Genomic DNA, 18,010 nt, shown 5'->3' with positions numbered 1-18,010 from the left:
GCGGTGTTGCCGGGGCTGGCGCGCGGGATGTCGTCGAGGGCTGTCGGGGCCCGGCCGCCGGGCCGTCGGGGCTATCGTGACCCACATGACGACCCACCGCGTGACCGCTCCGCAGCCGCCCGCCGACGGGACGAAGGCGAAGGGACCGGCGTCCTACTTCCCGAGCATCGAGCGGACGTACGGCCGTCCCGTGCAGGAGTGGCTCGACCTGGCGGCGGACCGGCTCGGCGATCAGCGACACATGGAGGTCGTGTCGTGGCTCAAGTCCGAACACGGTCTGGGCCACGGGCACGCGAACGCGATCGTGGCGTACGTGCGGGGCGCGCAGGAGTCCTGACGGGTGGTCCCTGGTCGTGGTGCCGCTCCCCGCCGTGTCGCTCCCGGTGCGGTGGATGTCCCGCATCGGACGCAGTGGGTCTGCCGTGGTGGTCGGGTGACGACGGGGCGGTCCTTATGGTTGACGCGGTTGTCGCTCGTCTGACAGACTGGGTTGACACGGTTGACGAAGGGTGGACCTCGATGACCACGACCGGCCAGACACAGCGAACGGCGCAGACACAGCGGGCCACGCACGACGCACCGGGGCAGCGCGCACCGGGGCAGCGCGCAACGCTCACCCGGACCGAGGACGCGCTCCTCGCCGCCCTCCGCCGCCGCATCCTCGACGGTCGTGCCGACGGCGCCCTCGACGACGGGGCCGACGTCGACCTGCTCGCCGACCGCATGGTGGCGTCCCTGCCCGCGGTCAAGCACGAGGCGGACGTTCTGATCGGCCCGTTCTACGACACCCCGACCCTGGCCGCGTGGCGCGGTGTGACGCGGCAGGCGCTCAGCAAGGCGACGGCGAAGCGCGACCTCATCGGGCTGAAGATCGGCGACGGCAGCCTGGTGTTCCCGTCGTTCCAGTTCGGGGCCTCCGGCGCACCGCTCCCGAACCTCCGGCAGGTCCTGGCGCTCATCGACCCGGACCGCATCGACCCGTGGGGCAGCGCGCTGTGGCTGAACACCGTCGCCGACGAGTTCGGCGGGACGACGGCCGCCCAGGCGCTCCGCGACGGTCGCGAAGAACAGGTGCTCGCTGCTGCCCGCCGCGCTGCGCACGCGTGGGCGGCGGACGCGTGACGCCGAGCCGGAACGAGGTCGCACAGCGCGCCCCGCGCGACGACCTCGACCTGGCGGACTTCCCCGCCGAGGAGTCCCGGGGGACCACGTTCTACCGGGCGAAGCGCCACGACCGCGGCGCATGGTGGTTCGCGAGCACGGAACCGGACGCCGACGGGGTCGACGGCGGACGCTTCGACCTCGCCGTCCCACGCGGTACCTGCTACTGGGCGGACGCGGTCGAGGTCGCGGTGCGGGAACGGCTCGCGCACCACGTGCTCACCACGAACACGGTGTTCGCGGCGCGGGCGCGCGAGATGGTCGTCGTCGCGGCGCGGGCCTCCCGGGGCCGACGCTTCGCCGATGTCACGCACCCCTCCGCCGTCCGCTTCGGCGTCGGGGCCGAGTTGCAGACCATGGGGGACTACCGGGTGCCGCAGGCCTGGGCGCGTGCGTTCGACGCCGCCGGGTTCGCCGGGGTCCGCTACAGCACGCGCTTCACGAGCGCCTCGGCCGCGAACGCGTGGGCGGTGTTCGGTGCGGCCGGCATCCCGAAGCGTCCGCGCCCGGAACGGGTGCACCGCGACGGCGTGACGGCCTGCCGGGAGTCCGGCATCCGCGTGCTCGACGACGGCGCGGAGTCCGGTCCGGAACGGTTCACGTTCGCGACGCCGCCGGCGGACTGACCGGCCGTCCGAGTGTCGGTGGTGCTCCGTAGCGTCACCGGCGTGGCCGAACCCGTCGATGCGTGGTGGCGCCGGCGGCAGTGGTCGCGCGGCACCGCCGTCCCGTACGCCGTGGGGGAGTTCCGCGCGGAGTGGGCGTCCTGGCCGGTGCTGATCCGGCAGTACCACCCGGACTGGAACCACGGCGTGGTGCTCAGCCAGGTACCGCCCGTGGCCGAGGTCCTGCTGACCTGGGAGTGCGACGTCGGCCACGTCTTCGTCGCGACGCCGGCCGAACAGCGGTCCCGTCCCGGCCGAGAGCGCCGCCGATCGGTCTGGTGCCCGGAGTGCGCCGTCCAGGCGAAACCCCAGCGGTGGCCCGTCCTGCCGGAGGACTGGCCGGAAGCGGTCCCGGTGCCGCAGCGAGCGGTCCGGACCGTCGGCCGCCAGACCCTGCCCGCGGCCCCGTCCCGCGGCGTCCCCTCCGGACCGTCGGGAGCGGTGCCGTCGACCCGTGCGACGCGGTCCGGCCGTTCCGGTCGTTCGCCGGGCAGCATCGGCCGGGCTCCGGCACGCGGCGGCGGCACCGGTCAGTCAGTGCAGCGGACGATCTGTCCGAAGACCCCGCGGTTGCCGTCGGGGGAGTCGTTCCCGAGCGCGTGCGCCCCGGCGACGGCCTCCGCGGTGGAGGCCGAGCTCCGGGCCGCGCTGTCCGACCGCTTCGCCTTCACGTTCGACCACACGGCCATCCGACTGGACCGTCCGTTCTTCGACCACGTCGAGGCCTGGCCCGACATCATCCTGCCGGAGCTCCGCGTCGCGATCGAGTACGACTCCACCGGACGCCACGGGCTGGAGCACGTCGGTCCACGCCAGGAGACCGACCGCCGGAAGGACCGCGCGGTCCGCGGCGTCGGGTGGGAGGTCGTCCGCATCCGGACCGGGCGGTTGCCCGCGCTCGGACCGTACGACCTCCAGGTCTCCGGGATCTCGGCGCGGACCATCGAGCGCCTGGTCGACACGTTGCGCGAGCTGCGCGGGCCGCTCTTCGTCGACGCGTACGCCCGGTGACGGTGTCCCGGCCCGCGCTCGCGTCACACCCTGCGGGGTACACCGGCCTGAGTCCGGTGACGAGTCACCGGTACAACCGAGACATGACGGCCACCGCGTTCTGCCTCCACGCCCTGGGCTCGAGCTCGGAGGAGTTCGCGCTCCTCCGGACCCGGCTGGCGGGTCGGCTCGACCTGGTGGGGATCGACCTGCCCGGCTTCGGCACGAGCCGCGGATCCGCGGGCGCCACGGTCGAGGAGATGGCCGTGCTCGTCGAACACGCGATCGGGGCGAGCGGTGCGACGCAGTGGGCGCTGATCGGGCACTCGATGGGCGGGAAGATCGCCACGGTGGTCGCCGACCGCACCATGTCCGGCGCGAACGGCCTGTTCGGGTTGCGTGCCGTCGTCCTGCTCGCCGCGTCGCCGCTCGCACCCGAGCCGATGGACGAGGACCGTCGGACCGAGATGCTCGGCTGGGTCGCCGGACGTGCGATCTCGTCGGAGCACGCTCGCACCTTCGTCGACGCGAACACCGCCACGACGCTGCCTCCCGATCGGCTCGACACCGCCCTGGACGACGTCGAACGCAGCGACCCGGCCGCGTGGCGTGCGTGGCTCGAACGCGGCAGCCGTGAGGACTGGTCCGGCAGCGCCGCCCCGAACCCGGTCCCGGCCCTCGTGCTGGCCGGTGCCGAGGACGGCGACCTCGGCGTCGACGCCCAGCGCGACCTGACCCTCCCGCACTGGCCGCAGGGCACCCTCGGGGTGATCGAGGGTGCGGCACACCTGCTGCCCTGGGAACGCCCGGACGAGGTCGCCGCGGCGATCGGCGGCTTCTGGGCCGACCGCGTCGACCACGGGCCGGTCGTGCCGCGGGGCACGGCGCGGGTGATCGCCTCGCCGCGGGTCAGTGCCCGCACCCGGAAGGCCCTCGCCGCCCGGTCCCTGCCCGACGACCCCGCCGCCGAGCCGCAGGTGCTCACCCGGTCCCAGCTCGAGACGCTCCGCGCGGTCGCGCGCATCGTGGTGCCCCAGCCGGACGGCCCGCAGGTCGACCTGGCTCTGCGCGTCGACGCGCAGCTGGCGGCGGGGGACGGCGACGGGTGGCGGCACGACGGCATGCCGACCGACCGGGAGGCGTACGGTGCGGCGCTCGACGCCGTCGCCTCGGCCGCGGCCCACCCGGGCACCGAGCTGGCCGACGTGCTCGACCAGGTCGCCGCCGGCACGGGCGCGGACGGCCGGACCATGACGGCCGAGCAGCTCCGGCTGTGGTTCGAGGACGCCAGCGTGGACCTGGTCCGGCACTGGCTGGCGCACCCAGCGACCATGGCGGAGATCGACTACGACGGCTTCGCGAACGGCGGCGACGGCGTCCGCAAGCAGGGCTTCCAGCTCCTCTCCGCCGGATCGCGCGAAGCATGGGAACCGACGGGAGCACGACGATGAAGCTCGACACGCAGCGCCGGTACGGCGACGACGAGGTGGTCGACGTGGTCGTGGTCGGCACGGGAGCGGGCGGTGCGCCCCTGCTCGCACGCCTGGCACGCGCCGGCCTCACGGCGGTCGCGCTCGAGGCGGGCGACAACACCGAGCCGGGGGAGCACCTGCCCGACGAGGTCGAGGCCCCCGCCGACATCAACTGGATGAGCGAGCGACTCTCCGGCGGCGACGCCCCTACGGCGTTCGGCCCGAACAACAGCGGCACGGGCGTCGGCGGGTCGACCCTGCACTGGGGTGCGTTCACCCCGCGGCCGAGCGTGCACGACCTCCGGCTCCGCACCGAGTCCGGCCGCGGCGAGGACTGGCCGATCGACCACGCCGAACTGACCGCGTACATCGAGCGGGTCGAGCACGACGTGGGCGTCGCCGGTCCCGAGCACTACCCGTGGGACCCCGGTCGCCGGTACCGGATGCGCCCGCCGGCGCGGAACGCGTCCTCGGACATGATGCTCCGCGGGACGGCGGCGCTCGGGATCACCGCGGTGGACGCTCCCGTCGCGCTGACGACCGAGGACCGGATGCAGGAGCACCACGGCCTCCGACACGCCTGCGTCTCGTGCGGATCGTGCCACCAGGGCTGCCGCAACGGCGCCAAGGTCTCGATGGACACCACCTACCTGCCCGCCGCCGTGGCCTTCGGGGCCGAGATCCGTCCCCGCTCCTTCGTGCACGGCATCGAGCTGGACGCGTCCGGTCGGGTCGAGGCCGTCCTGTACACGTCCGGTGGGCGGGAGCGCCGACAGCGCTGCCGATCGCTCGTCCTCGCCGCGGGCGGGGTCGAGACCCCGCGCCTGCTCCTCCACACGGGGCTGGCGAACAGCAGCGGGCAGGTCGGTCGCAACTTCACCGCGCACGGAGCGACGCAGGTGTGGGCGACCTTCGACGAGTCGATGCGCTCGTACCGCGGGTACCCGTCCTCCATCATCACCGAGGACTTCGTGCGCCCGGCCGGTGCGGACTTCGCCGGCGGCTACCTGATCCAGAGCCTCGGGGTGCAGCCGCTCACGTTCGCCACCACCCTGGTGCGGGGTGGGGGCCTCCGTGGTGCGGAGCTGGTGCGTGCGATGCGCGACTACCCCCGGACCGCAGGAGTCGGGATCAACGCGGAGTGCCTGCCCGCCGAGGACAACCAGCTGGTCCTGGCCGAGGAGCGCGACGAGCACGGTGTCCCACGTGCCCGGGTCACGTTCTCGTCCGGTGCGAACGAGCGGGCCATCGAGCAGCACGCGGTCCGCACCATGACCGCCATCGTCGAAGCGGCGGGAGGCACCGACGTGCGCGTGCTCGAGCGGACCGCCCACACGATCGGCACTGCCCGGATGGGCCGGGACCGTGACCGCTCGGTGGTGGATCCCGACGGGCGCTCGTGGGACGTGCCGAACCTGTGGATCGCCGACAACTCGGTCTTCCCGAGCTCGCTCATCGCGAACCCGGCGCTGACGATCATGGCGCTGTCGCTTCGGACGGCGGACCGCATGCTCCGCACCGATCCGACGGCCACCGGGACGCACGACCACGACGGCGCGTTGCGGATGCCGCTGGGGTGACGACACGCCCCCGTCGGCGCGAGACGCCCGATTGCGCGCGAGACGCCCGATTGCGTTCGAGACGCCGCCGTTTTCCGCGGCGTCTCACGAACTCGGCGGCGCCTCGAGCGGACGTGCCCGTCTCGCGCCCGAACTCCCGGCGCCCGCCGGCCGCCGGCTCACCCGCGCAGCGCGAGTGCCTCGCTCGTCCACCGCGCGTGCAGCTCCCACGGGTCGCTGACGCCCGCCGCGACGGCGTCCACGTGGGCGAGCAGCTCGGGGGTGACCCGGAACCACTCCGTCCCGGGGTACCGCGTCGCCGCGAACCGCGCGTGCCGCCGCCGCTCCAGTGCCCGGTCACCACGCTCGAACGCGAGGAGGTCCTGGTGGGGGATGGCCGCGAGCCGCTGGCGCGGGTTCGTCGTCGTGCCGATCTTGATGCGGTCCCCGAAGTCGTCCCGCATCCGCAGGTAGTACACGACGTCCACCCGCGGCGGCGCGAGGTCCCCGTCCGGCACGTCGCCCCACCGCCACTCGCACCGGGCGCACACCGACCCGGACGGGTAGCGCACCCCGGTCCGCGAGCCGCAGACGGGACACGGGCCGGGGAGTGCGTCCTCGATGCCGAAGTGCACCTCGGCCAGGTCGGCGACGAGCACGAGGTGCCCGGCGCACAACGGCACGGTACCGACGGCCGCGGGGAGGACGACGCCGGCGCAACCGGGCACGCAGCACGAGGTGACCATGCCGGGAACGCTAGCCGCGCCCACCGACGCGCACCGCGCCTGCCGGCCGCACCCCCGGCAGCCGTCAGGCGGTGAAGATCGTGCCGACCGGCTCTCGCTTCTCCTGCTGGAAGCGGTCCTCGGCCCGACCGCGCGCCCAGTAGGCCGACAGCGACAGCTCCGCGCGTTCGAGACCCCAGTCGTCCTGCAGCAGCCGGCGGAGCGCCTGCATCGCGGACCGCTCACCGTGCGCGAACACCTGGACCGGCCGGGAGGGACGCTCCAGCCCGGAAGCAGCCGTCACCAGCAGGGTGCCCGGCTCGGCGCCGGGGGCGTCGCGGTGCAGCCACCGCAGGTCGACCCCCGCCGGGTGCCGCAGCGGCTGCTCGTCGTCCGGGCCGGCCACCTCGACGAGCGCGACCCCCCTCGCGGTGTCCGGCAGCGCCTCGAGCGCCGAGGAGATCGCGGGGAGGGCGCTGTCGTCCCCGAGCAGGACGTGCGTGACCGCGGGATCGGTCGACGGCGCGTACCCGCCGCCGGGACCCGACAGGGCGATCGTGTCGCCCGGGACCGCCGCGGCTGCCCAGGGCCCGGCCAGACCCTCGTCGCCGTGCACGACGAAGTCGACGGCGATGGTGCGCGCCTCGACGTCGACGGCACGCACCGTGTAGGTCCGCCGCGCGGGCAGGTCGGCCTTCGGCAGGAGCGTCCGCAGGGCGTCGAGGTCGTACGGGGGCGTCAGGCCGAGGCCGGGCTTCGCGACGAGGAGCTTGACGTACCGGTCCGTCGCCGCCAACCGGTCCGGGTCCGCGCCGGCCAGGAACGCGTCGAACGCGGGGCCGCCGAGGTGGACCCGGACCATGTGCTGCGACAGCCGTTCGGTGCGGGTGACGACGAAGACGTGCTGCGGTCGAGCGGGTCGCGCGCTGCTCGGGGCGGGGGTCTCCTGGCTCATCGGGGACGACGTTCCTCTCGGATCTGCTGTGACACTCGGATCTCCTGCGACACCCGGCGCTCCCTGGTTGACGGATGCCCTACTGAGGTTAGCCTTACCTCATGACATCGCCCGTCGTCCCGTTCTCCGAACTGCTCCGGGCCCAGCGACTCCTCCAGGCCGAGGGGCGCCGGTCGCAGGGCGCCACGGCGGGGAACGACTTCATGACCGACCTCCTCGCCGGGAACTGCGACGTCGCCGACTACGCGGCCCTGCTCGGCCAGTACGCCTTCGTGTACGACGCGCTCGAGCGGGCCGCCGACCGGATGGCCGACCACCCGGTCGTGGCGCCCTTCGTCACGCCGCAGCTCACCCGGATGCCGGCGATCCGCGCGGACCTCGAGTACCTCATCGGCCCGGACTGGTCCGAGCTCGTCTGCCCGTCGGCCGCCACGACGACGTACGTGCGACGCCTCAACGACGTCGCGGCCACCTCGCCGGGCGGCTTCGTGGCGCACCACTACACGCGGTACCTCGGGGACCTGTCCGCCGGGGACGCGATGGGACGGCTGCTGGAGGACCGGTTCGGCTTCGACACGAACGGCATCCTCTTCTGCATCTTCGACCAGGTCGCCGACCCGGCGGCGTTCACCGCCACGTACCGGGCCCAGCTCGACGCCGCGCCGTGGAGCGCCGAGGAGCAGGAGCGGGTCATCGCCGAGGTCGAACTCGCCGAGGTGCTCGACGCCGGGCTCCTCGCCGAACTCGACGAGCGGCGGCGGTCGTACGCCCGCGGGACCGCCTCCGCCTGAGCGCTGTTCCGTCCGGACGGTTGTCGTCACGGGCATCGGGGTGCCGGTACGCTGCTGCCACCCGGGGCGACCCTCCCGGCGGACCCGGGCGAGCCTCCCGGGTGGAACCGGAAAGGACCAGATGACGGCGATCGACGGCCAGACGCGCCACGGGCGCGCACGGGACGACGTCAGCGGTGCGGTCGACAGCGACCTGCGCGCGGACGTCCGGTACCTCGGCAACCTGCTCGGACGGGTGCTGCGCGAGACCGGCGGCGACGACCTCCTGCGGGACGTGGAGTCCCTGCGCGCCGCGGTGATCGGCGCCTACGAGGGGTCCGACGCGGACGGCGCGGCACACGCGGAAGCGATCGTCGCAGGGCTGTCCGCCGAGCGGGCCGAGGCCGTCGCGCAGGCGTTCACGACCTACTTCCACCTGACGAACCTCGCCGAGGAGCACCACCGCGTCCGCGTGCTGCGTGCCCGTGGCGACGACGGCGGGCTTCCGGGCGACTCGTTCCCCGCGACGTACGCCTCGCTCGTCGAGCAGGTCGGTGCCGACGCGGCAGCGGCACGGCTCGCCGGGCTCCGGTTCCACCCCGTCCTGACGGCCCACCCGACCGAGGCCCGCCGACGTGCGGTCACCACGGCCGTGCGGCGCATCACGGACCTCATCGACGAGCGCGACCGCCTGAAGAACGCGACCGCACGCGCCGAGAACGAGCGTCGGCTCCTCGAGGAGATCACGACGCTCCTCCGCACCTCGCCGCTCCGCACCACCCGGCCGACCCCGCTCGACGAGGTCCGGACCGCGATGAGCGTCTTCGACCAGACGCTGTTCGAGATCGTCCCGCAGGTGTACCGCCTGCTCGACGACCGGCTCCTCGGCGAGGACGCCGGCCGCGTGCCCGTGCAGGCGCCCGCGTTCGTCCGCTTCGGCACGTGGATCGGTGGCGACCGGGACGGCAACCCGCACGTCACCGCCGACGTCACGCGTCAGGCGGCCGAGATCGCCGCCGAGCACGTGCTCCTCGGCCTCACCCGTGCCGCCACCCGGATCGGCAGCACCCTCACCCTCGACGCGAGCGAGACCCCGGCGGACGCCGGGCTGACCGCGCTCGTCGCCGAGCAGGAGCACCTCGACCCGGCCATCGCGGAGCGCATCGGGGTGCGTGCGCCGAACGAGACGCACCGCCGCGCACTGCTCTTCGTCGCGGCGCGGATCGACGCCACCCGACGGGGCGAGCGTCCCCTCGCGTACTCCGGCCCCGAGGCACTGCTCGCGGACCTCCGCACGATCCAGACGTCGCTCGTGGCCGGCGGCGCCCCCCGCCCCGCGAACGGCGAGCTGCAGAACCTCATCTGGCAGGTCGAGACCTTCGGGTTCCACCTCGCCGAGCTCGAGGTCCGCCAGCACTCGCAGGTCCACCGGAACGCCCTGGCGGAGATCCGCGCCGGTGGCGAGCTCAGCCCGATGACGCAGGAGGTCCTCGAGGTCTTCCGCACCATCGCGTCGCTGCAGCAGCGGTACGGCCTCCGGGCGGCGAGCCGGTACATCGTCTCCTTCACCCAGTCGGCCGCCGACCTCGCGAACGTGCACGAACTCGCCGTGGCCGCGCTCGGCTCGGTCGAGGCCGCACCGGTGCTCGACGTGATCCCGCTGTTCGAGACCTTCGCCGACCTGCACGCCAGCGTCGACATCCTCGACGAAGCGGTCACGACCGAGCCGTTCCAGCGGCGACTGGCAGCGACCGGTCGGCGGCTCGAGGTCATGCTCGGCTACTCCGACTCCTCGAAGGACGTCGGACCCGTCTCGGCGAACCTGGCGCTGTACGACGCCCAGGCCCGGATCGCGCAGTGGGCCACAGACCACGACATCGAGCTGACGCTCTTCCACGGCCGGGGCGGCTCCCTCGGCCGCGGCGGTGGCCCGGCGAACGAAGCCGTCCTCGCGCAGCCCCCGGGGTCGATCGACGGCCGCCTGAAGCTCACCGAGCAGGGCGAGGTCATCTTCGCCCAGTACGGCGACCAGGACATCGCGGCCCGGCACCTCGAGCAGATGGCGTCGGCCACGTTGTTCGCGTCGTCCCCGTCGAACGAGGAACGCACCGAGGTCGCGGCCACCCGGTTCGCCGCGCTCGCGACGCAGCTCGACGACGTCTCCCGCGCGGCCTTCTACGACCTCGTGAAGGCGGACGGATTCGCCCCGTGGTTCGCGCGGGTCACCCCGATGGAGGAGCTCGGCCTCCTGCCGCTCGGCTCCCGCCCGGCCCGCCGCGGACTGTCCGTGGAGTCCCTCGAAGACCTCCGCGCCATCCCGTGGGTGTTCTCGTGGACGCAGGCCCGGATCAACCTGGCCGGCTGGTACGGACTCGGGTCGGCGCTCGAGGCCGTCGGCGACGTCGAGGTCCTGCGCACCGCGGCCGCCGAGTGGCCGCTCTTCGGCGCGATGATCAAGAACGTCGAGATGTCGCTCGCGAAGACCGACGTGCAGATCGCCCGCCGGTACCTCGAGCTCGCCGACCGCGACGACCTCGCGGCGAAGGTGCTCGACGAGATGCTCCGCACGCGCGCCTGGGTGCTCCGCATCTCCGGCGCCGCTGACGTGCTCGAGGACCGGCCCGTCCTGGCCCGGGCCGTCCGGCTCCGCAGTCCGTACGTCGACGCGCTGTCCCACCTGCAGCTGCGCGCGCTGCGTGCGATCCGCACCTCCGGCAGCACCGACCCGGCCGACGGCGACCACCGTCTGCTGCTCCTCACGGTGAACGGGATCGCCGCCGGCCTGCAGAACACCGGCTGATCCGCGTTCCCGCGTGACCGCCTGGAGGCGCGGTGCCGGTCCGACGGACCGGCGCCGCGCCTCCAGGCTGTTCCGTCCCGAACCGGGGTCGAATCGATTCGGCGCGGGGTAGCGTGACGGCGGTGACGACGGAGCGCCTGCGGAAGCCGACCACCCACCTCGTGCTGCCGCCGATCGTGCCGCTCGCGCTGATCGTCGGGGTGTCGCCCTTCGCGACCGACATGTACATCCCGGCGCTGCCGGCGATCGCCCGCGACCTCGGGACCACGGCCGGTGCCGTGCAGCTGTCGTTGACGGCGTTCCTGGTGGCCTTCGCGATCGGGCAGCTCCTCGCCGGACCGGTGAGCGACGGGATCGGACGGCGGCCACTGCTCCTGCTCGGCACGGCCGTCTTCGCGCTGGCGTCCGTCGGGTGCGCGCTCGCGCCGGACATCGTGACGCTCGTCATCGCCCGGGTGTTCCAGGGACTCGCCGGGGCTGCCGGTGCGGTGGCCGGCCGGGCGATGGTGTCCGACGTCACCGAGGGGCCGCGGATGGCCAAGGTCTTCGGGACGATGGCGGCGCTGAACGCGATCGGTCCGGTGGTCGCGCCCCTGGCCGGGGGAGTGGTGCTGACGGTCGGGTCCTGGCGGCTCATGTTCGTCGTGCTCGCGCTGCTCGGGACGGTGTTCTCCGTCACCGTGCTGCTGCGGTTCCGCGAGACGCTGCCACGGGAGCGGCGGGGCGGCGTGGGCCTCGGGGACAACTGGGACCGCATCCGGACGCTCATGGCGATCCCGCGGTTCCGTGCGTACGTGCTGACCGGGGTGCTGTCCACGATCGGGTTCTTCGCCTACATCGCCACGAGTTCGTTCGTGTTCCAGTCGGAGTTCGGGTTCTCCGAGGGGCTGTACACCCTGGTCTTCGCCACGAACGCCTCGATGATGATCATCACGACCCTGTTGTTCCGCCGGGTCGTCGGGCGGTTCTCGGAGGACACGCTGCTCGCCGCGGGACTCACCGTCGGTGCGACCGGTGCGGCGGGGGTCCTGGTGTCCGCACTGTGCGGCTGGGGGCCGGTCGCGGTCTGGTGCTGCCTGGCGGTCGTGACCGGCGCGTGGGGCTTCGTGCTCCCCGCGGCGATGACGCGGACCCAGCACGTCGGCGCAGCGCACCCGGGGACCGCGGCGGCGCTGCAGGGCGGGTTGACGTTCGGACTCGGGGGACTCGGGACGCCCCTGGCCGGGCTGCTCGGCGGCACGGCGCTCGCGATGGGCGCCGTGATGGCGGTGCTCATGACCGGGGCGGCGGTGGTGCAGGTCGTGGCGACGCGGCGGTCCGCGCCGGGCCGCTGACCGCGTCCTCGGGCGGATGCGGAGTCGGAGCCGGTAGGTTGCTCTCTGCAAGGCGCACGGACCCGAGGGAGGCCCACCGAGATGGACATCGTCGTACACCAGGCCACGAGCGAGGCCGCGGTGCTCGAGTGCAGCGGACGCCTGAACATGGTGTCGGCTCCCGCGTTCCGCGAAGCCGTCGCAGCCGTGGTCGCAGAGGGGCGCACCAAGGTCGTGGTCGAGCTGTCCGGGGTGGAGTTCATGGACTCCTCCGGCCTCGGCGCACTGGTCGGGTGCCTGAAGACCGCCCGTCAGGCCGGTGGTGACCTCCGGATCGCCGCACCGTCCGAGCAGGTGCAGATGGTCCTGCAGCTCTCGAACATCGACAAGATCCTGCGCACGTACCCCGACGGGGACGCCGCAGTGACCGACTGGGGATGACCGCGGTGGCGCCCGCGCACGTGCTCGACCTGGCGTGCCCGCCGGACGACGTGAACGCGGTGCACGCGTTCCTCGCCTCGGTGTGGGACCGCGAACCGAGCGTGAGCGTCGAGGACCGGATGGCACTCGAACTCGCACTCATCGAACTCGCGTCGAACGTCATCGAGCACGCCGGTGGCGACCACGGCGTGACCTGCTCGTTGCGGCTCGACATCGGGTCCGACGTGATCGACGTCGCACTGCTCGACGACGGGTCGCCCGCGGTCGTGGACCCGTCCACCGCCCACCTGCCGGACGCCGACGCCCTCGCCGAGAGCGGTCGCGGCCTCGCCCTGGTGCAGATGGTGCTCGAGGACCTGCGCTACGAGCGTCTGGACACCGCGAACCGGTGGACGGCGCACCGCGGGCGGCACTGAGGCGTCTCCCGGGTCGCTCGGGACTCGACGGCTCTCGGGACTGAACGGGCGCGGCGGGCGCGCTCCGATCGCCCGTCATCCGGTTCACGCACTCGGTCGGCCACTATCCGCATCCCGCGGTCGGTTCGCGCGGAGCGACCGCTCTGGCGTGCCACGATCCACGCGATGACAACCGCGCCGGATCCCAGGATGCGCTTCGAGACGTCGGGGGTCGACCTCGACGCGGCCGTGCACCTGTACGAGGACGCGTACGAGGGTGCGGGCTTCGGCGCCGCCCGGACCGACCGATCGTTCGGCTACCGGTTCCGCGGCGTCGGGGACGAGCGGATGTCCTTCCGGTCCACCCGGTTCGACGCCCGCATGCGGGGGACGATCGAGGTCCGCGACGAGCACGTCGTGACCTGGACCGCGGACGGCGGGGGTACGATCGACGCCGGTCGCCAGGAGGTCGCGCTCGCCCCGGGCACGCCGGTGGTCTTCCCGAACGGTCGCCCCTTCGCCTTCGACCTGCGGGACATCCGCCAGAGCCTCGTGCAGTTCGACCGCACGTACCTGGAGACCGTCGCCGCCGAGGTCCACGGCGTCCAGCCCGGCCCGGTGGTGTTCGACCACGCCGAACCACCCCGACCCGCTGACGTCCGCGCGTGGAACCACCGCGTGCAACGGTCGGCCGCGACGGTGCTCGGCTCGGACGCCACGTCGCCCCTCGCCCTCGCCGAGGCGGCGCGCGAGACGGCGGAGGCGATGCTGTTCACGTTCCCGCACCGCCTGGTCGTGCACGAGATCGAGCTCCCGCAGGGCGCCACCGGCCGCGTCCGTGAAGCCGTCGAGTACATGCACGCGTTCGCGCACACGCCGATCTCGACGACCGACGTGGCGGAACGCGTCGGGCTGAGCGTGCGCGGCCTGCAGCAGGCGTTCCAGCGACAGGTCGGGACCGCGCCCAACGCCCTGTTGCGGGGGATCCGACTGGACCGGGTCCGGGACGAGTTGCGGTCGGCTCGACCGGGCGAGACCACGGTCGGGTCGGTGGCGGTGCGCTGGGGCTTCGCGCACCTCGGTCGGTTCTCGTCGGCGTACGCGCTGCGGTTCGGCCAGTACCCGAGGGACACGCTGCAGGGCTGACCAGCGGCCGATCCGGGTGTGTTCGTTCCTCCGGCAGCCTCCGCGGCGTCACCGACTGGGCTGCAGGCCTCCGCCGTCGCTACGCTGCCGGGGTGCAGCCGTCGCGACCGTGGGTCATCGTCCCGGGCATCTGGGACTCGGGTCCCGACCACTGGCAGTCCCGCTGGCAGGTGGACCGCGGTGCGGAGGCGGTGCGGATCGTTCCGAGATCCTGGTCCGAACCGGATCCCGACGACTGGGACGACGCCATCTCCCGCACGGTCGACCGTGTGCCCGCCCCGCCCGTGGTGATCGCCCACAGCCTCGGCGTCCTGGCCGTGGCGACGTGGCTCGTCCGGCATCCCGACCGCGCCGCTGGAGCCTTCCTCGTGGCCCCGCCGGATCCGCTCGGCGACGCGTTCCCGTCCGCGGCCAGCGGCTTCACCGAACCGACCGGCGGGACGAACACGCCGGCGCAGCTCGTCGTGAGCGACGACGACCCGTACTGCAGCCTCGATCGAGCACTCGGGTTCGCGAGGGTGCTCGGCGCGCAGCCGGTCCGTGTCGGTGCCGCCGGGCACGTCAACGTGGCGAGCGGGCTGGGGGAGTGGCGGGCCGGCCGAGCGCTCCTGGCGGCGTTCGAACGGACCCTCTGACGCGGTCCGAGCGCACGCACGGACGGGGATCACGACACGCCGGACGATCGGCGCGATATGGCAGCGACTCCTGCGACACACCGCGGATGTCCCCGGATTCGAGCGCCGCGATATTTATCCTCTCCGACATGGAGACCCAGTCCGGCGCACGCACCCCCCTCGTCGACCCCTTCGGTCGCGAGCTCGAGGAGTGGCTCCGCGACGCCCCCGCGACGCGCGCTCCGTACCTGGCCGACCTCGTCGTCCCCCCGGTGACCGGCCCCGTGCAGCGCCCGGACGCGGACGTCGTCGCCGGTCCCGCGCTCGTCGCCGCACCGGTCGTTGCTGCACCGTCCGTGGTCGAGACCGCCGTCGAGGATGCTGCGGTCGACGCTCCTGCTGCTGCCCGCTCGGATGCTGCTGCTCCCTCGGACGACACGGCGTTCCGACGCCCCCGTGACCGAGCCCGGCACGCTGCGCTCTGCGCCCCGTCGTTCCCCGAACCGCCGGAGCGGCTCGCGCTCCAGATCGAGGACCTGGCCGTCCTGGTCTCCGCCGCCACCGGCCGGCCCACCATCGACCGGATCGTCCTGCTCGAGGACGAGGTCCTGCGCCGCGACGAGGACCTCGCGCGCCTCGCCGCCTGGGAGGCGACCGTCGCCGAGATCGACGACCCGGAGGTCGTCGCCGCACGCTCCTTCGCGCGGACCGTCTTCGCCGACCTGCTCGCCGACGCGGCTGACGAGGCCGACCGCCGTGAGCGCGCCGCCGCTCGCCGCGCAGCGACCGGGAGCATCGCGATCGCCCCCGTCCCCGCGCCTCGGACCGCCCACGTGGGCCGTCGCGCTGCCGAGGTGGACCGAGCCGACGCCGTCGTCGAGTCGACCACGGCAGTCGAGCCGACCACGGCAGTCGTGGCGAACCCGGCAGTCGTGGCGACCACCGGTCGTCGTGACGAACCCGTCCGACCGGTGCAGGGCCTCCAGGCCGTGACGCCGGTGTCCGCGAACACGCGCCCGGCGCCGCTCGTGCAGCCCGCCACGGGCCCCACCGTCATCGACCGTGCCGCGTTCGCCGCGGCGCTGACCGCGCACGAGGGCCGGACGGCGAGCACGCCGGTCGTCCTGCCGGCGGCGGTCGCCATGCCGACGCTGGCCGGGGCACCCGAGGCCGCGAACGCGGCGGACACGAGCACGGACGCGCAGGTGACTGCGTCCACCGAGGATGCAGCCGACGTGCGGACCGCCGGCTGGTGGGCGCGACTCGTCGACCGCATCCTCCGGGCCGTCGGACGCCGCTGAGCCGGCCCCGGCAGGGAGCGAGTCGGCCCGGGTGGATCGGTCTGCTCGGTACACTGGCGGGATGCCGAAGCTGCGTGACATCCAGGCCGTGATCGAGGACCTGTGGCCCGCTGTCGGTGCGGAGTCGTGGGACGCCGTCGGCCTGGTGGCCGGTGATCCCGACGCCGACGTGTCGCACGTGCACCTGGCGGTCGACGCCGTCCCCGCGACCGCACGCGAAGCCGTGGAACTGGGCGCCGACCTGCTGCTCACGCACCACCCGCTGCTGCTCCGCGGGGTCACGACCATCGCGGAGTCGACGTACAAGGGCTCCGTGCTCGCGACGCTGGTCCGTGGCGGGACCGCTCTGGTGGCGGCGCACACGAACGCCGACGTCGTGACGACGGGGACCTCCGCCGTGCTCGCGGAGCGCATCGGACTCGTCGACCAGCGGCCGTTGGACCCGGGGTCCGATCCCGCGACGGGCATCGGCCGTGTCGGCACACTCGCCGCACCGACGACCCTCGGGGCGCTCGCCCGGACGCTCGTCGACGTGCTGCCCCCCACCGCGACCGGCGTGCGCGTGTCGGGCTCGTTCAACCAGCCCGTCCGCACCGTCGCACTCTGCGCGGGCGCGGGCGACTCGTACCTCGGCCACCCGGAGGTCCTCGGCGCGGACGTCTACATCACGAGCGACCTGCGCCACCACCCGGCGTCGGAGTTCCGCGAGCAGGCCCTGCTCGGCGGCGGCCCCGCACTGATCGACACCTCGCACTGGGCGACCGAGTGGCTGTGGCTCGACGTGGCGGCGGATCAGCTCCGCGCTGCTGCGGGCGTCCGCGTCACCGTCAGCGACCTCCGCACCGACCCGTGGGACTTCGCCGTCCTGCCGGCCGCCGAACCCACCACCGACACACAAGGAGTCTGACCATGAAGGCAGCACCCGAGGACCAGGTCATCCTCCTCGACGTCCAGCGGCTCGACAACGACGTGACGCGGATCGCGCACCGGATCACGTCGCTGCAGCAGGGCAACCAGCTGACCGAGCTCGGCACCAAGGCCGCGTCCCTCCGCAGCCAGCTCGCCGCGGCCACCGGCGACGTCGAGGACGCGGAGCGGGACCTCGCCCGCCTGGAGTCCGACACGGCGACCGCGCAGGCCCGGGTCGAGCGCGACACCACCCTGCTGGCACACTCCGGCAGCACCAAGGACTCCGCGGGACTGCAGAGCGAGCTGGACTCCCTGCAGCGGCGGATCGGGTCACTCGAGACCGCCGAGCTCGAGATCATGGAGAAGCTCGACACGCTCCAGGCCCGGGTCGGGGACATCGAGGCCCAGCTCGCCGACGTGGAGGCCGCACGCTCCGGGCTCGCCGCCGAGCGCGACGCCGAGATCGCCCGGCTCGAGGCCGACCGTGCCGCCGCCGTCCGGAGCCGCGCGGACGTCGCGGCGAAGGTCCCCGCCGACCTGCTCGCCCTGTACGACCGGCAGCGGGCGCGGTACGGCTTCGGTGCGTCGCTCCTGCAGGGCGGCGTGTCGACGGCGTCCGGCGTGACGCTGACGAACTCCGACCTGCAGACGATCCGTCGGGCGGCGCCGGACGACGTCGTGCTGTGCCCCGACAGCGACGCGATCCTGGTGCGGACGGCCGAGTCCGGCCTGTAGCGCGGCCGGCCGGCCCGGCGGGCGGCCCGGCGGCCCGCCCGGCGGCCCGCCCGGCGGCC

18 protein-coding genes are annotated in these 18,010 nt (G+C 73.8%); 16 read left to right on the top strand and 2 right to left on the bottom strand.

Going from position 1 to position 18,010, the window contains the following annotated elements; translation table 11 throughout:
- Positions 1 to 85 precede the first annotated feature (85 nt).
- From J7E22_RS14960 to J7E22_RS14935, 6 genes are all read left to right on the top strand, one after another.
- The gene (locus J7E22_RS14960) at positions 86 to 337 is read left to right on the top strand and encodes a DUF4287 domain-containing protein (RefSeq protein WP_214982636.1); all 252 of its coding nucleotides are present in this window, start codon (positions 86 to 88) and stop codon (positions 335 to 337) included.
- A 182-nt stretch (positions 338 to 519) separates the two neighbouring features.
- Positions 520 to 1,122 (top strand): hypothetical protein, encoded by a 603-nt coding sequence (locus J7E22_RS14955; RefSeq protein ID WP_214982635.1) that lies wholly within the window; start codon positions 520 to 522, stop codon positions 1,120 to 1,122.
- Positions 1,119 to 1,787 carry an RES family NAD+ phosphorylase gene (locus tag J7E22_RS14950; RefSeq protein WP_214982634.1) on the top strand — a complete coding sequence of 223 codons (669 nt, stop codon included), beginning with the start codon at positions 1,119 to 1,121 and terminating at the stop codon, positions 1,785 to 1,787. The genes J7E22_RS14955 and J7E22_RS14950 overlap by 4 nt, the downstream gene beginning before the upstream one ends.
- A 42-nt stretch (positions 1,788 to 1,829) precedes the next feature.
- A complete protein-coding gene (locus tag J7E22_RS14945; RefSeq protein ID WP_214982633.1) occupies positions 1,830 to 2,837 on the top strand; it encodes a hypothetical protein in 1,008 nt (335 codons plus the stop codon).
- A gap of 83 nt (positions 2,838 to 2,920) precedes the next feature.
- Complete coding sequence (locus tag J7E22_RS14940; protein ID WP_214982632.1) at positions 2,921 to 4,267, top strand: alpha/beta fold hydrolase; 1,347 nt, start codon at positions 2,921 to 2,923, stop codon at positions 4,265 to 4,267.
- Complete coding sequence (locus J7E22_RS14935; protein ID WP_251009221.1) at positions 4,240 to 5,868, top strand: GMC family oxidoreductase; 1,629 nt, start codon at positions 4,240 to 4,242, stop codon at positions 5,866 to 5,868. Before J7E22_RS14940 ends, J7E22_RS14935 begins: the two co-directional genes overlap by 28 nt.
- Before the next feature lie 158 nt (positions 5,869 to 6,026).
- Here the strand turns inward: J7E22_RS14935 and J7E22_RS14930 are convergent, their stop codons facing one another.
- Together J7E22_RS14930 and J7E22_RS14925 are read right to left on the bottom strand one after the other, a co-directional pair.
- Positions 6,027 to 6,593, bottom strand: coding sequence for a GIY-YIG nuclease family protein (locus tag J7E22_RS14930; protein ID WP_214982631.1), 567 nt, complete (start codon positions 6,591 to 6,593; stop codon positions 6,027 to 6,029).
- 64 nt (positions 6,594 to 6,657) lie between these two features.
- Positions 6,658 to 7,527 (bottom strand): siderophore-interacting protein, encoded by an 870-nt coding sequence (locus J7E22_RS14925; RefSeq protein ID WP_214982630.1) that lies wholly within the window; start codon positions 7,525 to 7,527, stop codon positions 6,658 to 6,660.
- Positions 7,528 to 7,628: 101 nt separating this feature from the next.
- Here J7E22_RS14925 and J7E22_RS14920 point away from each other — a divergent pair, with 101 nt between their 5' ends.
- The 10 genes from J7E22_RS14920 (at position 7,629) to J7E22_RS14875 (ending at position 17,951) form a co-directional block, all read left to right on the top strand.
- Complete coding sequence (locus J7E22_RS14920) at positions 7,629 to 8,318, top strand: heme oxygenase (biliverdin-producing) (protein ID WP_214982629.1); 690 nt, start codon at positions 7,629 to 7,631, stop codon at positions 8,316 to 8,318.
- Between the two features lie 121 nt (positions 8,319 to 8,439).
- Positions 8,440 to 11,097 (top strand): phosphoenolpyruvate carboxylase, encoded by a 2,658-nt coding sequence (locus J7E22_RS14915; RefSeq protein WP_214982628.1) that lies wholly within the window; start codon positions 8,440 to 8,442, stop codon positions 11,095 to 11,097.
- 122 nt (positions 11,098 to 11,219) lie between these two features.
- Entirely contained in the window at positions 11,220 to 12,431 is a 1,212-nt protein-coding gene (locus tag J7E22_RS14910) for a multidrug effflux MFS transporter (RefSeq protein ID WP_308159268.1), read from the top strand.
- A gap of 81 nt (positions 12,432 to 12,512) precedes the next feature.
- Positions 12,513 to 12,851, top strand: a complete 339-nt coding sequence (locus J7E22_RS14905) for an STAS domain-containing protein (protein WP_214982626.1) — start codon at positions 12,513 to 12,515, stop codon at positions 12,849 to 12,851.
- On the top strand, positions 12,848 to 13,267 hold the full coding sequence (locus J7E22_RS14900) for an ATP-binding protein (RefSeq protein WP_214982625.1): 420 nt from the start codon (positions 12,848 to 12,850) through the stop codon (positions 13,265 to 13,267). The genes J7E22_RS14905 and J7E22_RS14900 overlap by 4 nt, the downstream gene beginning before the upstream one ends.
- Before the next feature lie 165 nt (positions 13,268 to 13,432).
- Positions 13,433 to 14,392 carry a helix-turn-helix transcriptional regulator gene (locus J7E22_RS14895; protein ID WP_214982624.1) on the top strand — a complete coding sequence of 320 codons (960 nt, stop codon included), beginning with the start codon at positions 13,433 to 13,435 and terminating at the stop codon, positions 14,390 to 14,392.
- 92 nt (positions 14,393 to 14,484) lie between these two features.
- Complete coding sequence (locus J7E22_RS14890) at positions 14,485 to 15,027, top strand: alpha/beta hydrolase (protein WP_214982623.1); 543 nt, start codon at positions 14,485 to 14,487, stop codon at positions 15,025 to 15,027.
- 128 nt (positions 15,028 to 15,155) lie between these two features.
- Positions 15,156 to 16,307, top strand: coding sequence for a hypothetical protein (locus tag J7E22_RS14885; RefSeq protein ID WP_214982622.1), 1,152 nt, complete (start codon positions 15,156 to 15,158; stop codon positions 16,305 to 16,307).
- Positions 16,308 to 16,368: 61 nt separating this feature from the next.
- Entirely contained in the window at positions 16,369 to 17,214 is an 846-nt protein-coding gene (locus J7E22_RS14880) for a Nif3-like dinuclear metal center hexameric protein (RefSeq protein WP_214982621.1), read from the top strand.
- 2 nt (positions 17,215 to 17,216) lie between these two features.
- On the top strand, positions 17,217 to 17,951 hold the full coding sequence (locus J7E22_RS14875) for a zinc ribbon domain-containing protein (protein WP_214982620.1): 735 nt from the start codon (positions 17,217 to 17,219) through the stop codon (positions 17,949 to 17,951).
- Positions 17,952 to 18,010 lie beyond the last annotated feature (59 nt).

The organism is Curtobacterium sp. ISL-83, from assembly GCF_018613895.1.
In the GTDB taxonomy this organism is placed as follows: Bacteria; Actinomycetota; Actinomycetes; order Actinomycetales; family Microbacteriaceae; genus Curtobacterium.
This window is presented reverse-complemented; position numbering and strand designations above follow the sequence as displayed.

Excerpts from the sequence above, each read along its gene's own strand:
- J7E22_RS14875 (WP_214982620.1), top strand. The coding sequence starts at position 17,217 with ATGAAGGCAGCACCCGAGGACCAGGTCATCCTCCTCGACGTCCAGCGG.
- J7E22_RS14955 (WP_214982635.1), top strand. The coding sequence starts at position 520 with ATGACCACGACCGGCCAGACACAGCGAACGGCGCAGACACAGCGGGCC.
- J7E22_RS14915 (WP_214982628.1), top strand. The coding sequence starts at position 8,440 with ATGACGGCGATCGACGGCCAGACGCGCCACGGGCGCGCACGGGACGAC.
- J7E22_RS14920 (WP_214982629.1), top strand. The coding sequence starts at position 7,629 with ATGACATCGCCCGTCGTCCCGTTCTCCGAACTGCTCCGGGCCCAGCGA.
- J7E22_RS14940 (WP_214982632.1), top strand. The coding sequence starts at position 2,921 with ATGACGGCCACCGCGTTCTGCCTCCACGCCCTGGGCTCGAGCTCGGAG.
- J7E22_RS14935 (WP_251009221.1), top strand. The coding sequence starts at position 4,240 with ATGGGAACCGACGGGAGCACGACGATGAAGCTCGACACGCAGCGCCGG.
- J7E22_RS14895 (WP_214982624.1), top strand. The coding sequence starts at position 13,433 with ATGACAACCGCGCCGGATCCCAGGATGCGCTTCGAGACGTCGGGGGTC.
- J7E22_RS14905 (WP_214982626.1), top strand. The coding sequence starts at position 12,513 with ATGGACATCGTCGTACACCAGGCCACGAGCGAGGCCGCGGTGCTCGAG.
- J7E22_RS14960 (WP_214982636.1), top strand. The coding sequence starts at position 86 with ATGACGACCCACCGCGTGACCGCTCCGCAGCCGCCCGCCGACGGGACG.
- J7E22_RS14925 (WP_214982630.1), bottom strand. The coding sequence starts at position 7,527 with ATGAGCCAGGAGACCCCCGCCCCGAGCAGCGCGCGACCCGCTCGACCG.
- J7E22_RS14900 (WP_214982625.1), top strand. The coding sequence starts at position 12,848 with ATGACCGCGGTGGCGCCCGCGCACGTGCTCGACCTGGCGTGCCCGCCG.
- J7E22_RS14880 (WP_214982621.1), top strand. The coding sequence starts at position 16,369 with ATGCCGAAGCTGCGTGACATCCAGGCCGTGATCGAGGACCTGTGGCCC.
- J7E22_RS14930 (WP_214982631.1), bottom strand. The coding sequence starts at position 6,593 with ATGGTCACCTCGTGCTGCGTGCCCGGTTGCGCCGGCGTCGTCCTCCCC.
- J7E22_RS14885 (WP_214982622.1), top strand. The coding sequence starts at position 15,156 with ATGGAGACCCAGTCCGGCGCACGCACCCCCCTCGTCGACCCCTTCGGT.